At 56.7% G+C, this 21,191-nt stretch carries 17 protein-coding genes; 9 read left to right on the top strand and 8 right to left on the bottom strand.

The annotated features are described in order from the left end of the window. Positions 1–91: 91 nt before the first annotated feature. The gene (locus tag FFH90_RS07855; protein ID WP_138866952.1) at positions 92–4,948 is read left to right on the top strand and encodes a dermonecrotic toxin domain-containing protein; all 4,857 of its coding nucleotides are present in this window, start codon (positions 92–94) and stop codon (positions 4,946–4,948) included. A 31-nt stretch (positions 4,949–4,979) separates the two neighbouring features. On the opposite strand, the gene FFH90_RS07850 is transcribed toward FFH90_RS07855, so the two are convergent. The 7 genes from FFH90_RS07850 to acs all read right to left on the bottom strand — a co-directional run bounded on the left by FFH90_RS07850 (position 4,980) and on the right by acs (position 12,725). Further along, positions 4,980–5,960, bottom strand: a complete 981-nt coding sequence (locus FFH90_RS07850) for a GlxA family transcriptional regulator (protein WP_007934898.1) — start codon at positions 5,958–5,960, stop codon at positions 4,980–4,982. A 112-nt stretch (positions 5,961–6,072) separates the two neighbouring features. Beyond that, complete coding sequence (locus FFH90_RS07845) at positions 6,073–6,837, bottom strand: ABC transporter ATP-binding protein (RefSeq protein ID WP_007971015.1); 765 nt, start codon at positions 6,835–6,837, stop codon at positions 6,073–6,075. 27 nt (positions 6,838–6,864) lie between these two features. Continuing rightward, positions 6,865–7,977: a succinylglutamate desuccinylase/aspartoacylase family protein gene (locus tag FFH90_RS07840; RefSeq protein ID WP_086944545.1), complete on the bottom strand. Its 1,113-nt coding sequence runs from the start codon at positions 7,975–7,977 to the stop codon at positions 6,865–6,867. A 1-nt stretch (position 7,978) separates the two neighbouring features. After that, a complete protein-coding gene (locus FFH90_RS07835; protein WP_018926395.1) occupies positions 7,979–8,677 on the bottom strand; it encodes an ABC transporter permease in 699 nt (232 codons plus the stop codon). Beyond that, the gene (locus FFH90_RS07830; protein WP_138866951.1) at positions 8,674–9,351 is read right to left on the bottom strand and encodes an ABC transporter permease; all 678 of its coding nucleotides are present in this window, start codon (positions 9,349–9,351) and stop codon (positions 8,674–8,676) included. Before FFH90_RS07830 ends, FFH90_RS07835 begins: the two co-directional genes overlap by 4 nt. 90 nt (positions 9,352–9,441) lie before the next feature. Then, on the bottom strand, positions 9,442–10,215 hold the full coding sequence (locus FFH90_RS07825; RefSeq protein WP_018926396.1) for an ABC transporter substrate-binding protein: 774 nt from the start codon (positions 10,213–10,215) through the stop codon (positions 9,442–9,444). A gap of 554 nt (positions 10,216–10,769) precedes the next feature. Then, positions 10,770–12,725, bottom strand: coding sequence for an acetate--CoA ligase (gene acs, locus FFH90_RS07820; RefSeq protein WP_138866950.1), 1,956 nt, complete (start codon positions 12,723–12,725; stop codon positions 10,770–10,772). Between the two features lie 405 nt (positions 12,726–13,130). Here acs and FFH90_RS07815 point away from each other — a divergent pair, with 405 nt between their 5' ends. From FFH90_RS07815 to FFH90_RS07805, 3 genes are all read left to right on the top strand, one after another. Then, positions 13,131–13,394, top strand: a complete 264-nt coding sequence (locus tag FFH90_RS07815; RefSeq protein ID WP_018926398.1) for a DUF2790 domain-containing protein — start codon at positions 13,131–13,133, stop codon at positions 13,392–13,394. A gap of 182 nt (positions 13,395–13,576) precedes the next feature. Next, positions 13,577–13,849 (top strand): hypothetical protein, encoded by a 273-nt coding sequence (locus tag FFH90_RS07810; protein WP_138866949.1) that lies wholly within the window; start codon positions 13,577–13,579, stop codon positions 13,847–13,849. 655 nt (positions 13,850–14,504) lie between these two features. After that, positions 14,505–15,755 (top strand): ribonucleotide-diphosphate reductase subunit beta, encoded by a 1,251-nt coding sequence (locus FFH90_RS07805; RefSeq protein ID WP_007934889.1) that lies wholly within the window; start codon positions 14,505–14,507, stop codon positions 15,753–15,755. Positions 15,756–15,863: 108 nt separating this feature from the next. On the opposite strand, the gene FFH90_RS07800 is transcribed toward FFH90_RS07805, so the two are convergent. Beyond that, positions 15,864–17,567 (bottom strand): DNA cytosine methyltransferase, encoded by a 1,704-nt coding sequence (locus FFH90_RS07800; RefSeq protein ID WP_178114241.1) that lies wholly within the window; start codon positions 17,565–17,567, stop codon positions 15,864–15,866. Here FFH90_RS07800 and FFH90_RS07795 point away from each other — a divergent pair. The 5 genes from FFH90_RS07795 to FFH90_RS07775 all read left to right on the top strand — a co-directional run bounded on the left by FFH90_RS07795 (position 17,566) and on the right by FFH90_RS07775 (position 21,191). Beyond that, positions 17,566–18,051 (top strand): very short patch repair endonuclease, encoded by a 486-nt coding sequence (locus FFH90_RS07795; RefSeq protein ID WP_138866948.1) that lies wholly within the window; start codon positions 17,566–17,568, stop codon positions 18,049–18,051. The two genes, FFH90_RS07800 and FFH90_RS07795, sit on opposite strands and share 2 nt — an antisense overlap. Positions 18,052–18,263: 212 nt before the next feature. After that, positions 18,264–18,485: a hypothetical protein gene (locus FFH90_RS07790; RefSeq protein WP_103315103.1), complete on the top strand. Its 222-nt coding sequence runs from the start codon at positions 18,264–18,266 to the stop codon at positions 18,483–18,485. Positions 18,486–18,524: 39 nt separating this feature from the next. Next, positions 18,525–19,337, top strand: coding sequence for a hypothetical protein (locus tag FFH90_RS07785; protein WP_138866947.1), 813 nt, complete (start codon positions 18,525–18,527; stop codon positions 19,335–19,337). Next, on the top strand, positions 19,283–20,437 hold the full coding sequence (locus tag FFH90_RS07780) for a hypothetical protein (RefSeq protein WP_138866946.1): 1,155 nt from the start codon (positions 19,283–19,285) through the stop codon (positions 20,435–20,437). Before FFH90_RS07785 ends, FFH90_RS07780 begins: the two co-directional genes overlap by 55 nt. Continuing rightward, a complete protein-coding gene (locus FFH90_RS07775; RefSeq protein WP_138866945.1) occupies positions 20,412–21,191 on the top strand; it encodes a hypothetical protein in 780 nt (259 codons plus the stop codon). The genes FFH90_RS07780 and FFH90_RS07775 overlap by 26 nt, the downstream gene beginning before the upstream one ends.

Below are 21,191 nucleotides of genomic sequence, written 5' to 3'. Positions count from 1 at the left end.
GCTTGTCGACCGATGCGGTAAATATGTACCGCACGCAGTGCTTCATCGTCTGTTTTGCTGGCGACTCATCCAAACGCTAAGGGAATAGCGCATGAGCCAACTCGAAAACGATCACCCTTCTGCCGCAGGCGACGATCACTTCGTCACGCAGCCGGATGATCATTACCATCACCTGTTCAACAATCTGCCCGCCTGGGCATTAGAGGCATCGCTTGAAACCCGCAGCGCTCTCAAGAACACCACGCTTGCGACTCCCCAATGGCATAGCACCGCGACACCTTCACAACATGCCTCGCTGAAAAAGCTCAGTCAGGAACACTGGCAACATCGAAATCGCCTGGATTCAAAGCTGTCGACGCTAAAAAACCCACGGGCATTTGCCGAACCCCTTCTCATCGCGGCCCTGAAAACCCGGTTTGGTCTGGAACTGGACGTCAAGACCATCTTCCTGCGCCTGTACATCCCACAAACCGTGACCCTGTTCAAAATCAACACCGGGGCCGCCCGCACCTGGACGGTATCGCTGCTCGATGCTGCGCTGCATAACTTCCAGGAATCGGAAACAGCCGCAGATGCCTTCGAATCCGCTTCGACCTTCATTACCGAGCCGTCGTCCACAGGGCAGTTCGAAACGTTGCCGGCGATCAAGCACAAAATCACGGTCCAGGCCTTCGCCCGGCTATGCCGTGAACTCGATATCGGTGGCCAGTACACCGCGTATCTCAAGGAATTTGTGGGACTGACCAACCCGGTGGCCGGTGCCGCGTTGAAATCCAGCACGATCGGCTTGAACAAAGCCGCACTCAGGTCGGCGCTGCAGATGGCACACATCCGCAAGGATATTCCAGATGATGCGCACCTCGCGCTCCTGCGCATGGTTGAAGGAGGTTCGAGGGCGCGACTCAATGGCCAGCCGCTCTATGGCCACGACCTGACCCTGATGTCATCCTCGCTGACCGGCATTGTCATTTTCGCGCCGAGCCTTGAGCGGGCACGCAAGAGTACGCGGCTCATTGCCTATATTCCCGATGACCCAGAACATCCGCTCAAGCAATACCCCGACACGCTGGCGTTCATGACCGATCTGACCCGCAAGCTGCGGACAGCCGCTTATCAAACGTTCTTCAGCCGGTTCGTCGAGCACAAGGAACGCGGACACTTTTTCGCCGATCTCAACCACCGCCTCCAGACCGTGACGTGGCATCAGCACCAGCCCGGCGATCCATTGCCGAGCTGGCGCGAAACGCCGGTCGAGCGTCCCAATCTGCGTTTCTCCGTGCTCCCGATCAAAGCGAACCTCTGGAACCATGGCTATCAGCGGCAGCTGAACAAAATCCTCAACGACGCCAGCACGGTCGCCGTCTCCACCGCCAGCGCCGATCGAGACGCCCGCTGGGCATTGTGGGATGCCTTCAGCAAAGTGGCCTCCAGGATCCTTGAAGCTGCGTCGTTCGTGGCGGCGCCCTTGGTGCCGTTGCTTGGTGAATTGATGCTGGGATACATGGCCTACCAGTTACTGGACGAGAGCTTCGAAGGCATCGTGGACATGGCTGAAGGGCTGAAAACAGAGGCCTTCGGACACCTGATGACGTTCGTCGAAACCGTCGTTCAAGTCGGGACATTCGCGGTAGGCGGTGCAATCGCCGTCGGCGCCTTCAGCCGGCTTCTGCCCCGCGAAACCGTCGCGCTCATCGACCCACTCAAACCTGTCGCCACAGCCGGAGGCAAAACCCGTTACTGGATGCCGGATCTCACACCTTACGAACAAACACTCAGTTTGCCCGAAGGGGTAAAGCCCAATCATCTGGGCTTGTACCAACACGCGGGCAAAACGATGCTGCGCCTTGAGGGAAAACTGTACTCAGTGAAACCCGACCCCATGTCGGACAGGTTCCAGATTGAGCATCCGCGCCGCAACAATGCTTATCAGCCGTCGCTGCGGCATAACCACCACGGCGCCTGGCAAACCGAACTGGAGCAACCGTTGTACTGGGAGCGGGAAAAGGTCATGCGTCGTCTTGGCCATAGTGTCGAGTCGTTCACCAGTGCCGAGCGCGAACAGATCCTGCGGATCAGCGGCTACCACGACAACGTATTGCGCCAGGCGCATGTCGAAAACTATCGCCCGCCGTCGCTGCTGACTGACACGATCAAGCGTTGGCGGATCAACCGTGACATCGAAACGTTTATCGAACAGATCGGCAGCGATCAACCCGAGCACTATCAAAAAGCCGATACCACCCTGCAGCATGCACTGCTGACACGCCATGACTCATGGCCGGTCGATACGCCACTGCCGACACCGGCAACTCAAACGCCAGCCTTCAGACAGCAAACGGCAACACTGGCCCGCCAATATCGCAAGTCGTTGTTCGAGCAGCTCTACAGCACTCAGGAACACACCGATGATGTGCAGGTTCAGCAACTGCTCGCCGATGTGCGGGGCCTGCCGACCGATGTGGCGCAAGAGCTGGTGAGCAATGCCACCGGCACCGAGTTACGCCAGCTGCACGGTGGGCGCGTGCCTCAGCGGCTCAAGGACGCGGCGAACAAAGCCATGGAGGCAGTCCGCGCAACCCGCGCCTATGAAGGCCTTTATTCCGACGCGCTGGAAAACGTCGACACCCACAGAGTGGCCCTGCACAGCCTGAACGCACTGCCCGGCTGGCCGGACGGACTACGCATCGAAGTGCGGGATTACTCCAGCGAGGGCACCGTGCGCGACAGCATTGGCCCGACCGATGCAGCCATCGTGAAAACACTGGTGGCCAACGAGGATGGCTCCTATCACGTTGATCAGGAGACACCCGGTGATTTCTACCAGGCACTCTTTCAAACGTTGCCCCAGGCCCATCGCAATGCGTTCAGCCCTGCCATCGCTGACGCCCAGGTCCTCAGACAGCGCATTGCCGAAAACGCGCTGGACCAGCCGACGCTACGCACTCTGTTTGCCAGGCATCCCCATCGAAAACCCTACTACGACCCGACCACCATGCGCCTTCCCGGTGGTGCGGAGGGCTATGATCGCGGCAATCGTATGACCCCCACCCTCAACGACAGGGTCCGAGAGGTGTATCCCGATCTGTCCCAGGATCAATTGCAGTCCGTGGTCCAGGCGTTGCAAAGCCACCCCGATGGCGCTCGAGTAGAACTCTCACGCGTACACCACGAGCTGAACCGATTGCATCTGGATCTGGGTCGATGGATCAGCGAAGCCCCGACGGCGCACCCCGACACCGGGGTTGCGTTGAGCGCCCTGGAGCGCCAGGCCGAACAACACATTCGCAGGTTGCTGGCGCAGGAAATCCAGCGCGCCTGGCGGCGCCAAACCGATCGGGATTTTGACACCGCGGACGACATGGAGCGGTACGTGCTCAGGTTCGACGAACCGATGCTGGGTGATCTGCCATCGTTGACCGCAGATTTCAGTCATGTGTCGCTGCTGTCCCTGGAAGGCAGCCATGCAGCGCAAGGTGTTGCTGGTTTTCTACAGGGCTTCAGCGGACTTCGCCGACTGGAACTGCGCCGTTTCTCCCTGACCACCCTCCCCGATGCCATCACCCGGATGCCGCAGCTTGAAGCGCTGGTGTTAAGCGATTGCGGCATCAGGGTAGACGCCCCCACCTGGTTGAAGCTGACGTCATTAAACAAACTGACCATGCTGGATCTTTACCGCAACCCGTTTGAAACGGTGCCCCGCATCGACTCGATGACTGAACTGACCCATCTGGACCTGAGCAGCACCAACCTGACCGAAATCCCGCCCGGCACTCTACAACACCCCCGCCTGGACACCCTTCTGCTGATGAACAATGGAATCAGCGAACTGCCGGCAGCCTTGTTCGACAGTCCGCTGTATGAAAAGCGTGGCATACACCTCACGCACAATCCGGTTTCCGACAGCTCGCGACAACTCATCAAAAACCATCACGTCGACAGCGCTTTCGACATGGGCGTTTTCGCACCCGAGGCAGACATTGATCGTGTCAGGGCGCTCTACCCTGGCATGGAAGTCGAGCAAGCCAGCGAGTTCGTCTACGAATTGCCCGGCACGCTGGAGGAAGGTCGGGGCGCGTTGACGCGCCTGGAAGAAGAGCTGAGCCAATTGAGGAACGATCTGTCTGCCTGGACCGCCGCTCTTCCGGACCTGCATCCACTGACAGACGAACCCTTCAGCGCAGCTCAACTGCTTGTCGAGCACGCCAACCGTGACGAATTCAAGCAAGCCCTTGAGAACTGCTGGCAACGGGATGCGGAGCTGGATAACTTCAGCGATACGCTTGAACCCACCTACGATTTGACACTTTCAACGGTCATCAATGGAGAACTGCCTGCCCTGAGCGCTGATTTCAGCCATGTGTCGTCACTGGAGTTTCGCAGTGCGGAGGGGGTGACGCGCATCGGACGTTTCCTGGAGTCCTTTCCCAACCTGAAAAGCCTCAGGCTGCGCAGCTGTGACCTTGGCGACATACCGGAGGCGGTGTTCAAAATGGGTCAACTCAGGGCTCTGTCACTCCCCGAGTGTCGCGTCAGTCTGTCTTCAGAATCGGTCGCCGCCCTGGCGGGGATGGAACAGCTCGACTATCTCGACCTGGGCTCGAACCCGCTAGGACAGACGCCTGATGTGAGTCAGATGCCGGCACTGGCGACCGTGCTGCTGAACGACACCGGCATCAACCGGATACCGGATGGACTGTTACAGCTGGCCGAGCTGGACTGGGCAGACTTGAGCGGCAACGCCATCACCGAGGTGCCCAGTGACTTGTCGGAACTGCCGGTGGACGTCGCAGATAATATTTCGTTGAGGGGCAATCCATTTTCCGAGGAAAGCCTGTTACGGCTGATCGCTTACTTCGAGCGCACGGGCGCGGATTTTGGGGTGGAAGCCGTGATCAATCGGGGTGAAATAGAAATCTCCGACTCTGAAGGTTCGGAGATCGACGAGTAGTACAGCGCTCGATCATGGCGCGGTTGATCGATCAACCGCGCTCCGACGGCACCGACGACAACTCGAACGGGCTGCTGCTGCGCCGCTGGTTGCGATCCTCCCGCGGCGTAGCACCGAAGAAGTTGCGATAGGCACTGGAGAAATGCGGCCCCGAAGAGAAGCCACACGACAGGCCGATCTGGATGATCGACTTGCTGGTTTGCATCAACATCTGCCGGGCCTTGTTCAGGCGCAGTTCCAGGTAGTACTGGCTCGGCACACGGTTGAGGTATTGCTTGAAGATCCGCTCCAGCTGCCGACGCGATACGCACACATGCTGGGCGATTTCGTCGGTGGTCAGCGGCTCTTCGATGTTGGCTTCCATCAGCAACACCGCCTGGGTGAGCTTCGGATGACTGGAACCCAAGCGGTTCTGCAACGGAATACGCTGGCGCTCGCCGCCCTCGCGAATGCGTTCGACCACCAATTCTTCCGACACCGCACCGGCCAGTTCGGCGCCGTGATCGCGGGCCAGCACCGCCAGCAACAGGTCGAGCACCGACATGCCGCCGCACGCGGTCAAGCGGTCACGATCCCAGTCGAACAGGTGACTGGTGGCAATCACCTTCGGGAAACGCTCGGCGAAATCGTCCTGCCAGCGCCAATGCACGGCAGCGCGATAACCGTCGAGCAAACCCAATTGCGCCAACGGGTAAACACCGGCTGACAATCCGCCGATCACACAACCGGCGCGCACCAGTTGTTTCAGCGCACTGCTGAGCGGCGGCGCGAGAGAAGTCGGTGGTTCGTCGGCGAGCAGGAACAGTTTCTGAAAGTTTTCGAGCTTGCCGGCCCATGGCTCACCGGGCAATTGCCAGGCGCCGTCGGTCGGCGGTTCGGCCTGCAAAAACGACAATTCGTAAACAACGTCCGGGTGCACACGCTGGGCAACACGCAAGGCCTCCTCAGCCAGCGCAAGCGTCAGAGCTTTAGTGCTGGGCCAAATCAGGAAACCAATTCGATGGGCAGTCATGGCGGGCAATCCGAAACGAAAACAGTGTTAAAGCCAAAGGCGGCTGCAACCAAATTAGACCATCTGGCGCGCGGTGCGCAGCATGACCTAATTTGGTGCGTAACGGGAGCGATTACTTGAGGCTGCCCGAGAGGAATTGTTGCAAGCGTTCCGACTGCGGATTGACCAGCACTTCGCGCGGGTTGCCGCTTTCTTCGACGACGCCTTTGTGCAGGAACACCAGCTGGTTCGACACTTCACGGGCAAAGCCCATTTCGTGCGTCACCACCACCATGGTCCGGCCTTCCTGTGCCAGGGCCTGCATGACTTTCAGCACGTCACCCACCAACTCCGGGTCGAGGGCCGAGGTCGGTTCGTCGAACAGCATCACTTCGGGTTCCATCGCCAGCGCACGAGCAATCGCCACACGTTGCTGCTCGCCACCGGACATGTGCCCTGGGTAGGCGTCCTTGCGATGGGCCACGCCAACCTTGTTCAGGTAGTGCTCGGCTTTCTCGCGGGCTTCGGCCTTGGACACACCGAGCACATGCACCGGCGCTTCCATAATGTTTTCCAGCGCGGTCATGTGCGACCACAGGTTGAAATGCTGGAACACCATCGACAGGCGCGAACGCATGCGTTGCAGCTGTTTCGGGTCGGCGGCTTTCAGCGCGCCGTCCTTGTTGGCAACCAGTTTCAACTCTTCGTTGTTGAGCAGAATCTTGCCCGCGTGCGGCTGCTCGAGCAGGTTGATGCAACGCAGGAAAGTACTTTTGCCGGAGCCACTGGAGCCGATGATGCTGATCACATCGCCAGCCGCCGCTTTCAGGGACACGCCCTTGAGCACTTCGTGACTGCCATAGCGTTTATGCAGGTCTTGGACTTCAAGTTTGTACATGCGGTCGGTTCTCACAAAAACAGTCAGTCAGTCGTTGAGCAAGCGCCCGTGACGCAGCGCTTCGCGCCCCGCCACCTTGGCCAGCCAGAAACCGGGTTGGGCGTAACGCAGCCGTTCAATGGCAAACAGCACCCCGGACGTACCAGCACACACCGTGCTGACCCGATCCGCCAGCGGATCGATCACTTCAAAAATCTCGTCGCCGGCTTCAACCCATTCACCGGGTTTACGCAGAAAACTCAGCACGCCAGGATGCGGCGCGAACAGCAATTCGGTACCTTCGAACGGCATGCCTTCGCACGCGTCCTGCGCAGGCTTGGGCCATTCACCGCCGATCAAGCCTTGCTCGGCGAGGAACGCCAGAATGCCTTCGGCGTGAGCTTCTGCCTCAGCGCGACCGGTATCGGCCTGACCACCCAGTTCGATGGTCGTCGCCAGGCAGGCCAGTGGAATCTGCGCATCCGGGAACAGACGCGACAAACGCAGCCACGGCAGCGAGCACGCTTCGTCAAAGGAACTGCCGCCGGAATCTTCCGCCAGCAGACCGACCTTGACGTTCAAGTGCGCAGCCAGTGAACGCCAGTGCGACCAGTGTTGCGGCAAGGCGTACATGTGCAGCGCCGCTTCGCAATCGCAATGCAGATCCAGCACCACGTCAGCGGTGCAGGCATGGCTGAGCAAGATGCGCTGCATGCCTTGCAACTGGCTGCTCGCCTCTGGCAAAGCTGCCAGGTGATCGCTCATGGCCTGACGGATCAGTCGAATATTGGCATGCGGATCATCACCCAGATGCCCATCGAGTTCGGCGGCCACCGGCGCGCTGAGTTCGACGAAATCCCGGTTGAAGTTCTTGCCACTGCCCGCTTCGAAACGCCCCTGATGATTGCCTTGCAGCAATTGCCCCAGGCCCAATGGATTGGCCACCGGCACCAGTTCGATCACACCGTTGAGCAAGCCCTGAGCTTCAAGTTCGGTCAGGCGTTTTTTCAGCTCCCAGGCCGTGCGCATCCCCGGCAATTCATCGGCGTGCAGGCTGGCCTGGATATAGGCCTTGCGCTCGCCAGTACCGAAGCGGAACACCGAGATCCGGCGTTCACTGCCCAGGTGGCTCCACGGCAAAGCATGATCGATACGTTCCATATCAATGCTTCCGCGGGGCCAGATAGCCCAGCCAGCGGTGTTCGGCCATTTTGAACAGGCGCACCAGAATGAACGTCAGGCACAGGTAGAACGCGCCGGCGGTGATGTAGGCTTCGAACGGCAAGTAGAACTGAGCGTTGACCGTGCGCGCGGCACCGGTGATGTCGATCAGGGTCACGATCGACGCCAGACTGGTGGTCTGCAGCATCATGATCACTTCGTTGCTGTACTGCGGCAGCGCCCGGCGCAGGGCCGATGGCAGCAGGATCCGCTTGTACATCTTGATTCGCGACATGCCCATGGCCTTGGCCGCTTCGATCTCGCCGTTCGGCGTGGCGCGCAGGCTGCCGGCGATGATTTCGGCGGTGTAGGCGCTGGTGTTGATCGCGAAGGCCAGGCACGCACAGAACGAGGCACTGGACAGCCATGGCCAGAGGAAGCTTTCACGTACTGTTTCGAATTGCGCCAGACCGTAGTAGATCAAGAACAGCTGCACCAGCATCGGCGTGCCGCGGATCACGTAGGTGAACAGCCAGGCACTCATGTTGACCAGCGGCTGCTTGGAGACGCGCATCAGCCCCAGCGGCAGTGCCGCCAGCAAACCGAAGAACAGCGACAGCGCGAGCAGTTTGAGGGTGGTCACCAGCCCGCCGAAGTACAGCGGCAAGGCATCCCAAATGACGTTGTAGTCGAAGATCATAGCTCAGCCGCCCTTACGCCTACCGAGTAGCGCTTCTCAAGATGACGCAATGCCAGCAACGAGACGCTGGTGATCACCAGGTACATCGCCGCCACCGCGAGGAAGAAGGTGAAAGGCTCGCGGGTAGCGTCTGCCGCCTGCTTGGCCTTGAACATCATGTCTTGCAGACCCACCACCGAAATCAGCGCGGTGGCCTTGGTCAGTACCAGCCAGTTGTTGGTGAAGCCCGGAATCGCCAGGCGAATCATCTGCGGCACCAACACCCGGAAGAACACCTGAAAACTGCTCATGCCGGCTTCTGCCTGACCTTTGGGGATCGCCATGAACGCACCACGGAAGGTTTCCGACAGGTACGCACCGAAGATGAAGCCCAGGGTGCCGATACCGGCGGCCAACGGGTTCAGGTCGATGTAGTCGTCATAGCCGAGCATCGGCGCAACGCGGTTGAGCAGGTCCTGGCCGCCGTAGAAAATCAGCAGGATCAGCACCAGATCGGGAATACCGCGGATCACCGTGGAATACAGATCGCCCAGCCAGGCCAGCCAGCGCACCGGCGACAGACGCAGCGCAACGCCGATCAGCCCCAGGACGATGGCCAGGGCCATGGACGACAAGGCGAGCTGAAGCGTCAGCCATGCGCCATCGAGGATGACAGCCCCGTAGCCTTTCAACATGATTCAGGTCCTCGAAAGTTGGGATGAAAAAATGGCGCAAACCTCAGAGATCCTGTTGCTTGCGCCATTTCGGACTTGTTGCGGGGACGATTACTTGCCGTAGATATCGAAGGCGAAGTATTTGTCCTGGATTTGCTTGTACTTGCCGTTCGCGCGAATGGCCGCGATCGCGGTGTTGATCTTGTCTTTCAGCGCGTCGCCCTTGCGAACCGCGATCCCTACGCCGTCGCCGAAGTATTTGACGTCGGTGAAGGCCGGGCCAACGAAGGCAAAGCCCTTGCCGGCGTCGGTTTTCAGGAAGCCGTCATCCAGCAGGGTAGCGTCTGCCACGGTGCCGTCGAGGCGGCCAGCGGCCACGTCGAGGTAGATTTCGTTCTGCGAACCGTAAGGCTTGATCTCGGCACCCAGCGGGGCCAGGACTTCGCGGGCGAAACGCTCGTGGATCGAACCACGTTGCACGCCGATGTTCTTGCCCTTCAGCTCAGTCAGGTTTTCGCTGACCTGGGTGCCGGCTTTCATGACCAGGCGAGCCGGGGTGTTGTAGTACTTGTTGGTGAAGTCCACGGACTTCTTGCGGTCTTCAGTGATCGACATGGACGACAGGATCGCGTCGATCTTGCGCACTTTGAGTGCCGGGATCAGGCCGTCGAACTCTTGCTCGACCCACTGGCACTTGACCTTCATCTCTTCGCACAGGGCGTTGCCGATGTCGTAGTCGAAACCCACGATGCTGCCGTCCGGTGCTTTGGAGGCGAACGGAGGGTAAGCCGCTTCGATACCGATTTTCAGAGGTTTTTCATCGGCGAATGTCGGCAGGGACAGCACGGACAGTGCCAGGGCGCCAAGCAGCACGAGTTTCTTCATCTTGGGACTCCATCGGTAAAGGGCAAAAACGGCAGAGTGAGCGACAGCCCAATATGCGAATGGTTAAACCAAAAAGCGGTGCTGCGTCCTAGGAACCGTGCGCTGATTTCAACGCAGGCAACGACGAGCGAGTGATTGGCATTCTAACGACAGGCCCGAAGCCGATATTTCTTCAATGCGACAACAAATTACAGAAGCACCGAGAATGCCGCTTGGGCACGTTGACAGCCCTGCAATTTCATGCAAGAGCAAAAGACAGTGAACCGATCTATGTTGCAAATTGCGGGCCTATTATTGGCAAACCCTTCTAATCCGGCAAGCGTAGCGTTGTGTCTTATTTTTCATGACGATTGAGAAGCCCTGAAACGGGGCTTTGCGTTTCCCAATGCCTCGTTATCGGGCGGGCGGTTACACATTCAGTTACTTGAAGGGTGATGGGTAACAATGGGAAATGGCCTACGGAGGAAGCCGATAATTATTGGTTGAAGATCAGTACGAAAAAGCCCCACCAGGCTCAACACCTGGCGGGGCTTCGATGACTCAGGAATCGGCGCTTAAGCGACGTTCATAGTCTTGTGCGTATCAATCAAATGCTGCACCACACCCGGATCGGCCAGGGTGGAGATATCGCCCAACCCGTCGTATTCCGCCGTGGCGATCTTGCGCAGAATCCGGCGCATGATCTTGCCCGAACGGGTTTTCGGCAGACCCGGCGCCCATTGAATCACATCCGGCGAGGCAATCGGACCGATCTCTTTACGCACCCAGTTCTTCAGCTCCAAGCGCAGTTGCTCGCTCGGCTCTTCGCCCGCATTCAACGTGACGTAGACATAAATGCCCTGCCCCTTGATGTCGTGCGGCACACCCACCACCGCCGCTTCGGCGACTTTCGGGTGAGCGACCATCGCGCTTTCGATCTCGGCGGTGCCCATGCGGTGCCCGGAAACGTTGAGCACGTCATCCACGCGACCAGTGATCCAGTAGTAACCGTCTGCGTCACGACGCGCACCGTCACCGGTGAAGTACATGCCACGGAAAGTCTTGAAGTAGGTGTCGACGAAACGGTCATGGTCGCCATACAGCGTACGCGCCTGGCCTGGCCACGAGTCGAGGATCACCAGGTTGCCCTCGGCAACGCCTTCGATGATGTTGCCCAGGTTGTCCACCAACGCCGGCACCACGCCGAAGAACGGCCGTGCTGCCGAGCCAGGTTTCAGCGCGTGAGCGCCCGGCAGCGGGCTCATCATGTTGCCGCCTGTTTCGGTCTGCCACCAGGTATCCACGATCGGGCAACGGGACTGGCCGACATTCTTGTAGTACCAATCCCACGCTTCCGGGTTAATCGGCTCACCGACCGAACCCAACAGACGCAGGCTGCTGCCATCGGCGCCTTCAACAGCGGCAGTGCCCGACGCCATCATCGCGCGGATCGCGGTCGGTGCGGTGTAGAGGATGTTGACCTTGTGCTTGTCGACAACCTTCGCCACCCGAGTGATATCCGGATAGTTCGGCACGCCTTCGAACAGCACCGTGGTCGCGCCATTGGCCAGCGGGCCGTAGACGATGTAAGTGTGGCCAGTGACCCAACCGACGTCGGCGGTGCACCAGTAGATTTCGCCCGGGCGGTAGTCGAACACACGCTCGTGGGTCATCGCCGCATACAGCAGGTAACCGCCGGTGGTGTGCTGCACGCCCTTCGGCTTGCCGGTGGAGCCAGAGGTATAAAGGATGAACAGCGCTTCTTCGGCGCCCATCTCTTTCGGCGCGCAGACACTGCCCGCCACTTTCATCAGGTCTTCGTACCAGATGTCGCGATGCTGGTTCCACTTGATGTTGCCACCGGTGCGCTTGCACACGATGACTTTCTGGATGCTGCTGGTTTCCGGGTTGGTCAGCGCGTCGTCGACGTTAGCCTTGAGCGAGATCTTCTTGCCGGCACGAACGCCTTCGTCGGCAGTGATCACCACTTTCGAGCGGCAGTCGATGATGCGACCGGCCAGGGCTTCCGGCGAGAAACCACCGAACACCACCGAGTGAATCGCGCCGATCCGGGTGCAGGCCAGCATCGCGACCACGGCTTCGGGGATCATCGGCATATAGATGGTCACCACGTCGCCACGGTGCACATCCTGGCCGCGCAAGGCGTTGGCGAACTTGCAGACTTGTTCGTGCAGCTCGCGGTAGGTGATGTTGCGGCTTTCGGCAGGGTCATCCCCTTCCCAAATAATCGCGACTTGATCGCCACGCTCGGCCAGATGACGGTCGAGGCAGTTGTAGGAAACGTTCAGCGTGCCGTCAGCGAACCATTTGATATCGACATGGTGATCGTCGAAGGACGTCTGCTTCACCGTGGTGAAAGGCTTGATCCAGTCGAGGCGCTTGGCTTGTTCGCGCCAGAAGCCGTCCGGGTTGACGACCGATTGCTGGTACATGGCCTTGTAAGTGGCCTCGTCAGTCAGCGTATTGGCTGCTACCTCGGGACGAACGGGATACAAAGAAGCCGCACTCATCTTTCTTACCTCGGTGGAATAGTTGTTTTTGTATGGCCCCAGTTGTAGCCGGGGCGGGCCTATAGAACCATTCGACGATGGTAGTAACAAGCCCCTACAAAATGTGGCTATACCGCGACGAAGCGCTCAAACCCGGCTATTGCGGGGCCTCGCAGGAGCTGGCGAAGCCTGCGATCTTTTGATCTTCGCGGAGATTGTTACCAAATCTGCCAAAAGTGTTTATCAAAAGCACAGCTATATGCCCGCCACCCCCAAGCCTAAAATCGGTCTCGCCAACACGGCAATGTGATTAACCCAGTTGCAGCCCCCACGAAGGCAGTTAATCCAAGACTCTTTACTAAAGCTCCACACGCAATCCTAAAAAGATTGCGTGACCCCATTCGACCTCAGAAAGGTAACTTTTAAATGAAAGCTTTATTGGTTCTGGCCCTCAGCAGTCTGTGCGCAACCGCCATGGCAGACGAGGCTCCGACTGATGCCGCAAAACAACAACCCGTCGTCGAGGAATACACCTACTCCACCCATCTGGACATCGCCAAAGTTGTCTCGATGAGCGAAATCCCGAATGTCTGCGAAGTGGTCCCGGCCAAAATGGTCTACGACGACTCCAAAGGCCAGCGACACATTCTGCGCTACAGCGTCATGGGTAACGGCTGCTCCAACGGCTGATCCGCCCCACTTTTATCTCCCGAGGCTCGACCCATCCTTTTTTAGAGACCAGATGAAGCGCCGAGCCTTGCATCGATAAATACGATTGTTTTAAGCATTTATTTGCACTTTTTAATCAAATTATCTGGCGTAGTATGAATTTCACACCAAGGCAAAACGCCAACGAACCTGGAGCCACTACCATGAAAACCAAACTGATCCTCGCCCTGACCCTTTCCGTCCTGGCCGCCAACACCTTCGCCGCCGATGGGTACGACCGCACTGGCTCGGCTGCTTTCAACGACGCGACTGTCGCTTCTGACGGATACGACCACACCGGTTCCGCCTCTTTCGCGGCTGACGGTTTTGATCGTACGGGTGCTGCCAAAGTCGCTGCCGATGGCGCTGATCACATCGGTGCCGCCAAGGTTGCCGCTGATGGTACTGACCGCGTGGGTGCCGCTCGTTTCAGCTGAAACCGGGCGCGACATCACAGCCCGACTTCGGTCGGGCTTAGTTGTGTCTGGAGTGGTTGAAAATCGACCAAAACCACAACATGTAGTGAAAAACACGGTTTTTTGGTTGTTTTTTGAACAACGCTTTTCAAGCCCCTTTGCGGCTCAGAATTGCACACAATCTCGTCCACAAAACCCCGTCTATTGCTCTGCAAGCCCCGCCCCACCTGGCTTGCGCCACCACAACTGCCCGTAACGGTGCGAACACCCCGGCCTCACCGTCAAAAACCAGCCGAAACAGGCGAAAAAAAAACTTCCTCCGCCAAAGCCCTGTAAACCCTCGCTCCAACCTGAAAACGCCCCTCGCCGAGCCCTCCAGGTGCCATTTCGCCGCACCACGGGGCCGAAAATTTCCTTATAATGCGGACTTAAACGGGCCTGCAATATTCCCTTACAGGGGTGAAAAGCCAGTCTGAAGCCCACGCAGAGCGGTTCACACTTTCTGCGCCCATCAGCGGCTTCGGAATACCCGTACAAAATTCTGTTTATTGCCTGCGTTGTACTGCTGCAACAAACGATTTCCTTTAGATCCAACGCGGCCAGAACCGGCCGTGTGAAAAACCAACCTATCAGTTTTCACACGGGCAACTGGCCCTCACGCAGGAGACGACACGTCATGCTGAGCTGGGACGAATTCGACAAAGAAGATGACGGCGAAGTCGCTGTAAAAGGCGCCAATGCCGGCCACGCTTCTGAAGCCAACATGGACCGCCTCGACAGCGCCGGTGGTGCCGCCGCTCAAGAGGCCCGCGCCGTGACCGCGACGGACTCCGCCGCCATCGCCCGCGCCAAGGCTGCCCTGGATTCCCTCGACGTCGCCGAAGGCCTCGCCGAACTGGAAGGCGCCTCTGCCCGTGTAGCTGTCGATGAAAAGCGCATGATCAACTGCCGCGCCGACCTCAACCAGCTCGTGCCATTCAAATACGACTGGGCATGGCAGAAGTACCTGGACGGCTGCGCAAACCACTGGATGCCGCAAGAAGTCAACATGACCGCCGACATCGCCCTCTGGAAAAACCCGGAAGGCCTGACCGACGACGAGCGCCGCATCGTGATGCGCAACCTCGGCTTCTTCTCCACCGCCGACTCCCTGGTTGCCAACAACCTGGTCCTGGCCGTGTACCGCCTGATCACCAACCCGGAATGCCGCCAGTACATCCTGCGCCAGGCCTTCGAAGAGGCGATCCACACCCACGCCTACCAGTACTGCATCGAATCGTTGGCCATGGATGAAGGCGAGATCTTCAACATGTACCACGAGATCCCATCGGTCGCGAAAAAAGCCACCTGGGGCCTGAAATACACCCGTTCGATCTCCGATCCGAAGTTCGAAACCGGCACCGTCGAAACCGACAAAGAACTGCTGCGCAACCTGATCGCTTACTACTGCGTTCTGGAAGGCATCTTCTTCTACTGCGGCTTCACCCAAATCCTCTCCATGGGCCGCCGCAACAAAATGACCGGCGTCGCCGAGCAGTTCCAATACATCCTGCGCGACGAATCCATGCACCTGAACTTCGGCATCGACGTGATCAACCAGATCAAAATCGAAAACCCGCACTTGTGGGATGCCGAGATGAAGGAAGAAGCTTCGCAGATGATTCTGCAAGGTACTCAGCTGGAGATCGAATACGCGCGGGACACCATGCCACGCGGTGTACTCGGCATGAACGCGGCGATGATGGAGGACTATCTGAAGTTCATCGCTAACCGTCGTTTGAGCCAGATTGGTTTGAAGGAAGAGTACCCAGGGACGACTAACCCGTTCCCTTGGATGAGCGAGATCATGGACTTGAAGAAAGAGAAGAATTTCTTTGAGACTCGCGTGATCGAATACCAAACCGGTGGCGCGCTTAGCTGGGATTGATTCCTGGACCGAGCAGCGACTTGCTGATCACCATTTGAAATAGCAAAACAAAAAGCCCCGACTTGGTCGGGGCTTTTTGTTTTCTCGGTCGCTGTTCTTCAAGCGAATTCAGGCGTAGGCCTCTTCACCCTTTACTTCCTCAGCAAGGCGTTTATCGTAGTCCCTTACCTTGTCGAAGAGGATGCCAAACACCACCTTCGAGATCTTTGACGCCAGCAAGGGGGGGACTGCGTTTCCAACTTGGTGGAACTGGTCGGTCCTGCTGCCTTGGAAGAAATAGTTATCTGGGAACGTCTGGATACGAGCGGCTTCCCTTACAGATAGGCTACGGCACTGAGCAGGGTCGTAATGGATGAAGTAGTGCCCATCCTTGGAGATGTGACTGGTAATCGTCGTAGCGTACTTATCCTCCATCTGAACCCTGAATCGATCGCTAAACTTGCCCGTCTCCCAATTCTTATGATCGGGAGCCAGCCCTTCTAGAGAGAATCCCCTATGTCCCTTAGGCGAAGCACCATGAAGCTTTGCGTAAACAGCAGCAAATAGGTATCTGCGCAAGTCCGTCGGCATATGCCCACGAGACTCATGATTGAGCCAATAGTCCAGATTTCCGTCTAAATACCACTCGTCCAGGTTCGAATTTTCGGTCGAACCATCATCCCTCGCCTCTGTTCTTTTTACCCTTTTTCCGCCAGGGCTCACCGGCACCTCTGGGAGTTCGAAGGCTTTAGACAGATCTTGAAGAGCCCCCCAGAGTTTCACGTCGACAGGATCGGTTTGGCTCCTGAGATAATCAAGCTGCTCCAGGACGACATTAATCCAGCCCTCTTGGCTGTCTGCCGTTTTTGACAAGCCGCTGCGAAGTCTAGGTAAATTTTTCAGAACCTGACCTACAGCTACTTTTGATTCTCCGGAAGCTAGCTTGACCCTATCTTTCGACGCAGGAAGGCTGTCTGTAGCAATGCCTAGGAGAATCACCCGATGCCTGGCCTGAGGAATACCGTAATCCTCGGCCCTGATGATGAAAGTTCTTGGATCAATCTTATCCACATCCTCGCCGGGACCAAAGGATGCGCCAGTTACCAGCGAGTAAATACGGTACTGTTTTCCCGCACTTCCTTCGTGTAGCGCTTGGCCAGGGTCTGAAAGATCTTTCAGGATGTTCGAGAATATCCGTTCATTGTTGACCTTGGAGGAGAGGATGCCCTTTACGTTCTCCATCACGAACATTGTGGGCTGTCTTTCCCGAATGATTCGCAGGTATTCCTTGTACAGAAAATGTCTGTGGTCATCCTCTGCTTTGTAGTCGACCTTGGACTGGTTCCGCGCACGACCCACGATCGAATATGCTTGGCATGGAGGCCCGCCGATCAGCACCCACGGGCGCTTTTCGTTCAGTCCGTCGTTCAGGGCTTCATCTAGGGTTGTATTGCCTTGCTCAGTCCCCAGAGTGATGCACTTGGCTTCCTTCCCCGCTAACTCCCACAGGTACTCCGTATTGACGGATGGCTCAAACGTTTCTGGGGCTTTTGGATCGTTACAGAAATTGTAGTATTCAAAAAGCAGGTCTGGTCTTTGCTTTTTGAGCAGTCGATAGAACGCACGTAACCGAAGGGTTTGCCAAGCTTTTGGGTCTTTTTCCGCAGAAATAACGATCTCGAAGCGATCACCCTCACCGGATGAGGTAAAACCTTCGCCAAGCCCTCCAGGGCCGGCAAAGAGGTCTACGACCTGGATTGGCTCATTGAGACACCCGATAGTCTCAGGAGTCGCATCTTCTGGAAGATTCAGATTTATCTGGGAATCATTCATGGACATAGTCAGCAAAGAAGTCAGGTCTCGCATGATGGCTGGCATTCGCGGTAGCGATACATCGCCGGAAATCAAAGTCCGACGCATGCTGCATCGGCATGGCTTTAGGTATCGCTTGCACCAACGGAATCTACCTGGAAGACCCGATCTGGTGTTATCACACTATCGGGTCTGTATTTTTGTTCATGGTTGTTTCTGGCATAGACACTCCGGCTGCCGTTACGCGACCACTCCAAAAACCAATGACGAATTCTGGCGAACAAAATTTGACCAGAATGTAGCCAGGGATGCCAAGAACAAAGAGAGCCTACTGGCATCAGGGTGGCGAGTTTTCGAGCTGTGGGAATGCGGCATACGTGGGCCAGAAACCGAAATGATCTGGATTTTGGATGCGATCAGAGATTGTAATCAAAAATCTGTCTCTTGGCCTGACCTCTTTGTGGGAAAAGCCTCAGAAAGTCCCGGGTCAGCTAAGCCAGACTGACAAAACGCCTCGACGCCAACTCGGACTGACCTCACCTCCCCCCAACCACTCAAGCCTTAGCGCTCGCCATTCTCCCCCTTGGAAAAGCCCTTTGCGACGCGATCAAAGGCAATACCTTCAAAAAAAATTTGACTAACCATCAAACATTATCTAAATATTTAAGAAATGTTTGAGAAATATCTTATTTTTTTGTAGGAACCTTGAGGCTTTCCATGTCGGAAAAAAGAGAAAAATTCGTAAGATTGGCAGAGCAACGTGTAAATCGTGCCCTCAACGACATCCGTCTGATCGGAAACCTTTCCAACAGAAGCGCCTACAGCTTTACCGATGAAGACATAAAAAAGATCTTTAAGACGCTACAGAAGGAGCTGGATCAGGCTAAAACGCGCTTCTCTGACGCCGAAAACGCCTCTGGTGGCGACTTCAAGCTGTAGCAGCAATTGATCTGTATCTACTAATAGGGAGAGTTGATTGTGGTTCATTGGCAGTTCCGCCCGCTAAATCCGAACGAGACTTCGGGGTCTAGCATTTCCGACGACAATTTCGCGGACGAAGAACGCACCAGCATTGAAATCCTGGTCCGTGAAACTCTCCAGAATCCATTGGATGCGCGAAGCAGCGACAGTGTCGTTCGCGTTGAATACAAGCTGGTCACGGTGGACTTCGCTACTAGCGAATTCGCTCGATCCATCTACTCCGACGATTGGATCAAGCACTTCCGGGCCGGCGAACTGATCGAGAGCGATGAGCGCCCTGCCGAGATGACATTTCTGGTGATCGAGGATTTCGGAACGACTGGTTTGGAAGGCTGCTACACAGATTCGTCATGTGAAGGCTCGACCGAAAATTGGAATGCATTTTGGTTCCGCGAAGGCGAAGGCGCGAAAACTACAAAATCCAATGGTGGGGCTGGTCAAGGAAAAATCACCTTGTACTTGGCTAGCCAGTTGAGAAGCGTTTTTGCCCTAACTAAGCGCAAATCAGATGACATCGAACTTCTCTTCGGTTGCTGCCGCTTCAAGCGCAACTACAAGCTGCCCGGCGACAATAATCGTTGGGCAAAGGAAGCAAGGTGGGGAGCAGTCAGTGATCCTAACAAACTGGCAATACCCGTCGTCAGAATTCCGATGCTCGACGGAATTAAGGCCGAACTCGGATTGGCTAGGGGAGCGGAGGCCGGCACGACCTTCATAGTCCCATTGCCGGCAAAGGACATCACGGAAAAGGTGCTATGCAATGCCGTGGTCAACGAGTTTTTTTCGCCATCAACCGTGGTCGCCTTGTAGTGAAGGTCGGCGATGTCACGTTGGATACGTCGAGCATCGCAGACGTGGCGAATGACATGGGACAGAATTGCCGGCTGACCAAGGGCTACCGCGAATTTCTCGCGCTGACTGCGAAGAATGCAAATGGAGCTGTAACTGCCACGACGAAGGACTCATGGGCTAGGGAAACGAAGCTGACGGTTGGCGCGTTCGAGGAAGTCGAACTGACATCTTTGAAGGAAAAGTTCGGCAACTCCGAGTTGATTTCTGTGGATTTCCTCATCCCAGTCAAAAAGAAACAATCGAAGGAAACAGCAGTTGCGAAGTTCCGCGTTTTCCTACAGCAGGACGAAAGCGCAGAGCAGAGCCAAGAGCTGTTCGTTCGACAAGACTTAGGAATCGACGGCGAAAAGAGGCTGAAGGCGGCACGCACCATCGCCCCGGTGATGGCGCTAACCTTCATTCAAGACTCCAAGCTCTCCGATTTGCTGGTGGCAGCCGAAGAACCGACCCATCGCAACTGGAATGCCCGGCGGCCGAAGGTCGTGGCTCAGTACTCTTCGCCCAATGATGTGCTGAATGCGGTCCGCAATGCTGCACTGCGACTGGTGCAACTGATCTCACCGGAGGGCAAGAAGGATGAAACCGCCTTGGCGGTTTATTTCGCCGATCCGGCCTCCGAACCAGCCAAACGTCTAGGTGGTGGCGGAAAAACGCCGGAAACGCCCAAGGGCGATCAACAACCGCCGGATGAAATCCCGAAGCCAAAACCCAAGCCTGTCGCACTCAAAATACTCGATGACGGATTCGAAGTTCATGCGAAAGCAGCAGAAGGGTTCACTTTCCCGATTGATTGCAAGATTACTTTGGCCTACGCCACCGTCGTGGGTGACGCATTCAAGTTGTGGGATGCCGCCGACTTCTGGATCGGTGATGATTTGTCGTATCCACGCGAGTACTCACGCATTTCCGAGCTGACCACGGCAGTTAACACGATGAGCTTCCGCTTGGACGATGAGAGCTCTTGGCTGTCGGTTTCCGGGTTCGATCACAACCGCCGGCTTGAAATCCGCGTGAAGTATGAGGAGGTGTCAGATGGGGCAGATAACGAGGACAACTAATCCCACCGGATTGAAGCAGATCGACAAGAAACACTTCGTGGTGCGCGTTAGGGATGATGTTTCTGACGGCAGGGTTTTCTGGCTGGACAGTTTCGATTACGTGGCTGCGAAACTTGATCCTTCCGTGCAGATGGGCTGCATCGTCCATGCAGGAAGGACGGAAGAGTATTTCGACCTAGGCCCATCGTGCGATTTCAAGAAGACCCCCATGAGCATCCGGGCGCTCGCCACCGACAAGCCACTGAAATTCAGGTTTATTTTTAATAATCCGGGCGAATCATTGCTCGTTGGATACACGGACGGCGTCAGGGCATTGGATGAGGCCGGTAATCTTGGCTCCAGTTTGGTGGACATAGAGCCGATCGATCTGCACGGCATAGCGTGGACGCTTGTCCTTCCAGAGGGTACGGGTACAGGTGAAAAACCGAATGTTCTAGTGGAACGTTCCTTGTTCCCTACTGCAGGTGCTGCAGCTAATCATCCTTGGTTTGGCGTTCTTGTCATGCCCGAAGTCATGCGCCAAATTGCAATGGCAATTGCTAAAACTCCATCAGCACTGGATGACGCCGAAACCTGGATTGCGCCATGGAAGGATTTCATTACCGCAATGGGTGTTAATCCTCCCAGCGATACAACGGGAGACGACATCTCAGATCAACAAGATTGGGCTGAAGAAGTTGTTAAGAAATTCGCTGCCAAAGGCATCTTTAAGCACCACATGGCCAAGGCGTTGACAGAAATGGAAGGTGAATAG

It is taken from the genome of Pseudomonas sp. ATCC 43928 (assembly GCF_005938665.2).
In the GTDB taxonomy this organism is placed as follows: Bacteria; Pseudomonadota; Gammaproteobacteria; order Pseudomonadales; family Pseudomonadaceae; genus Aquipseudomonas.
Note: the sequence above shows the minus strand (reverse complement) of the source record. Positions and strands in the feature narration are given on the sequence as shown.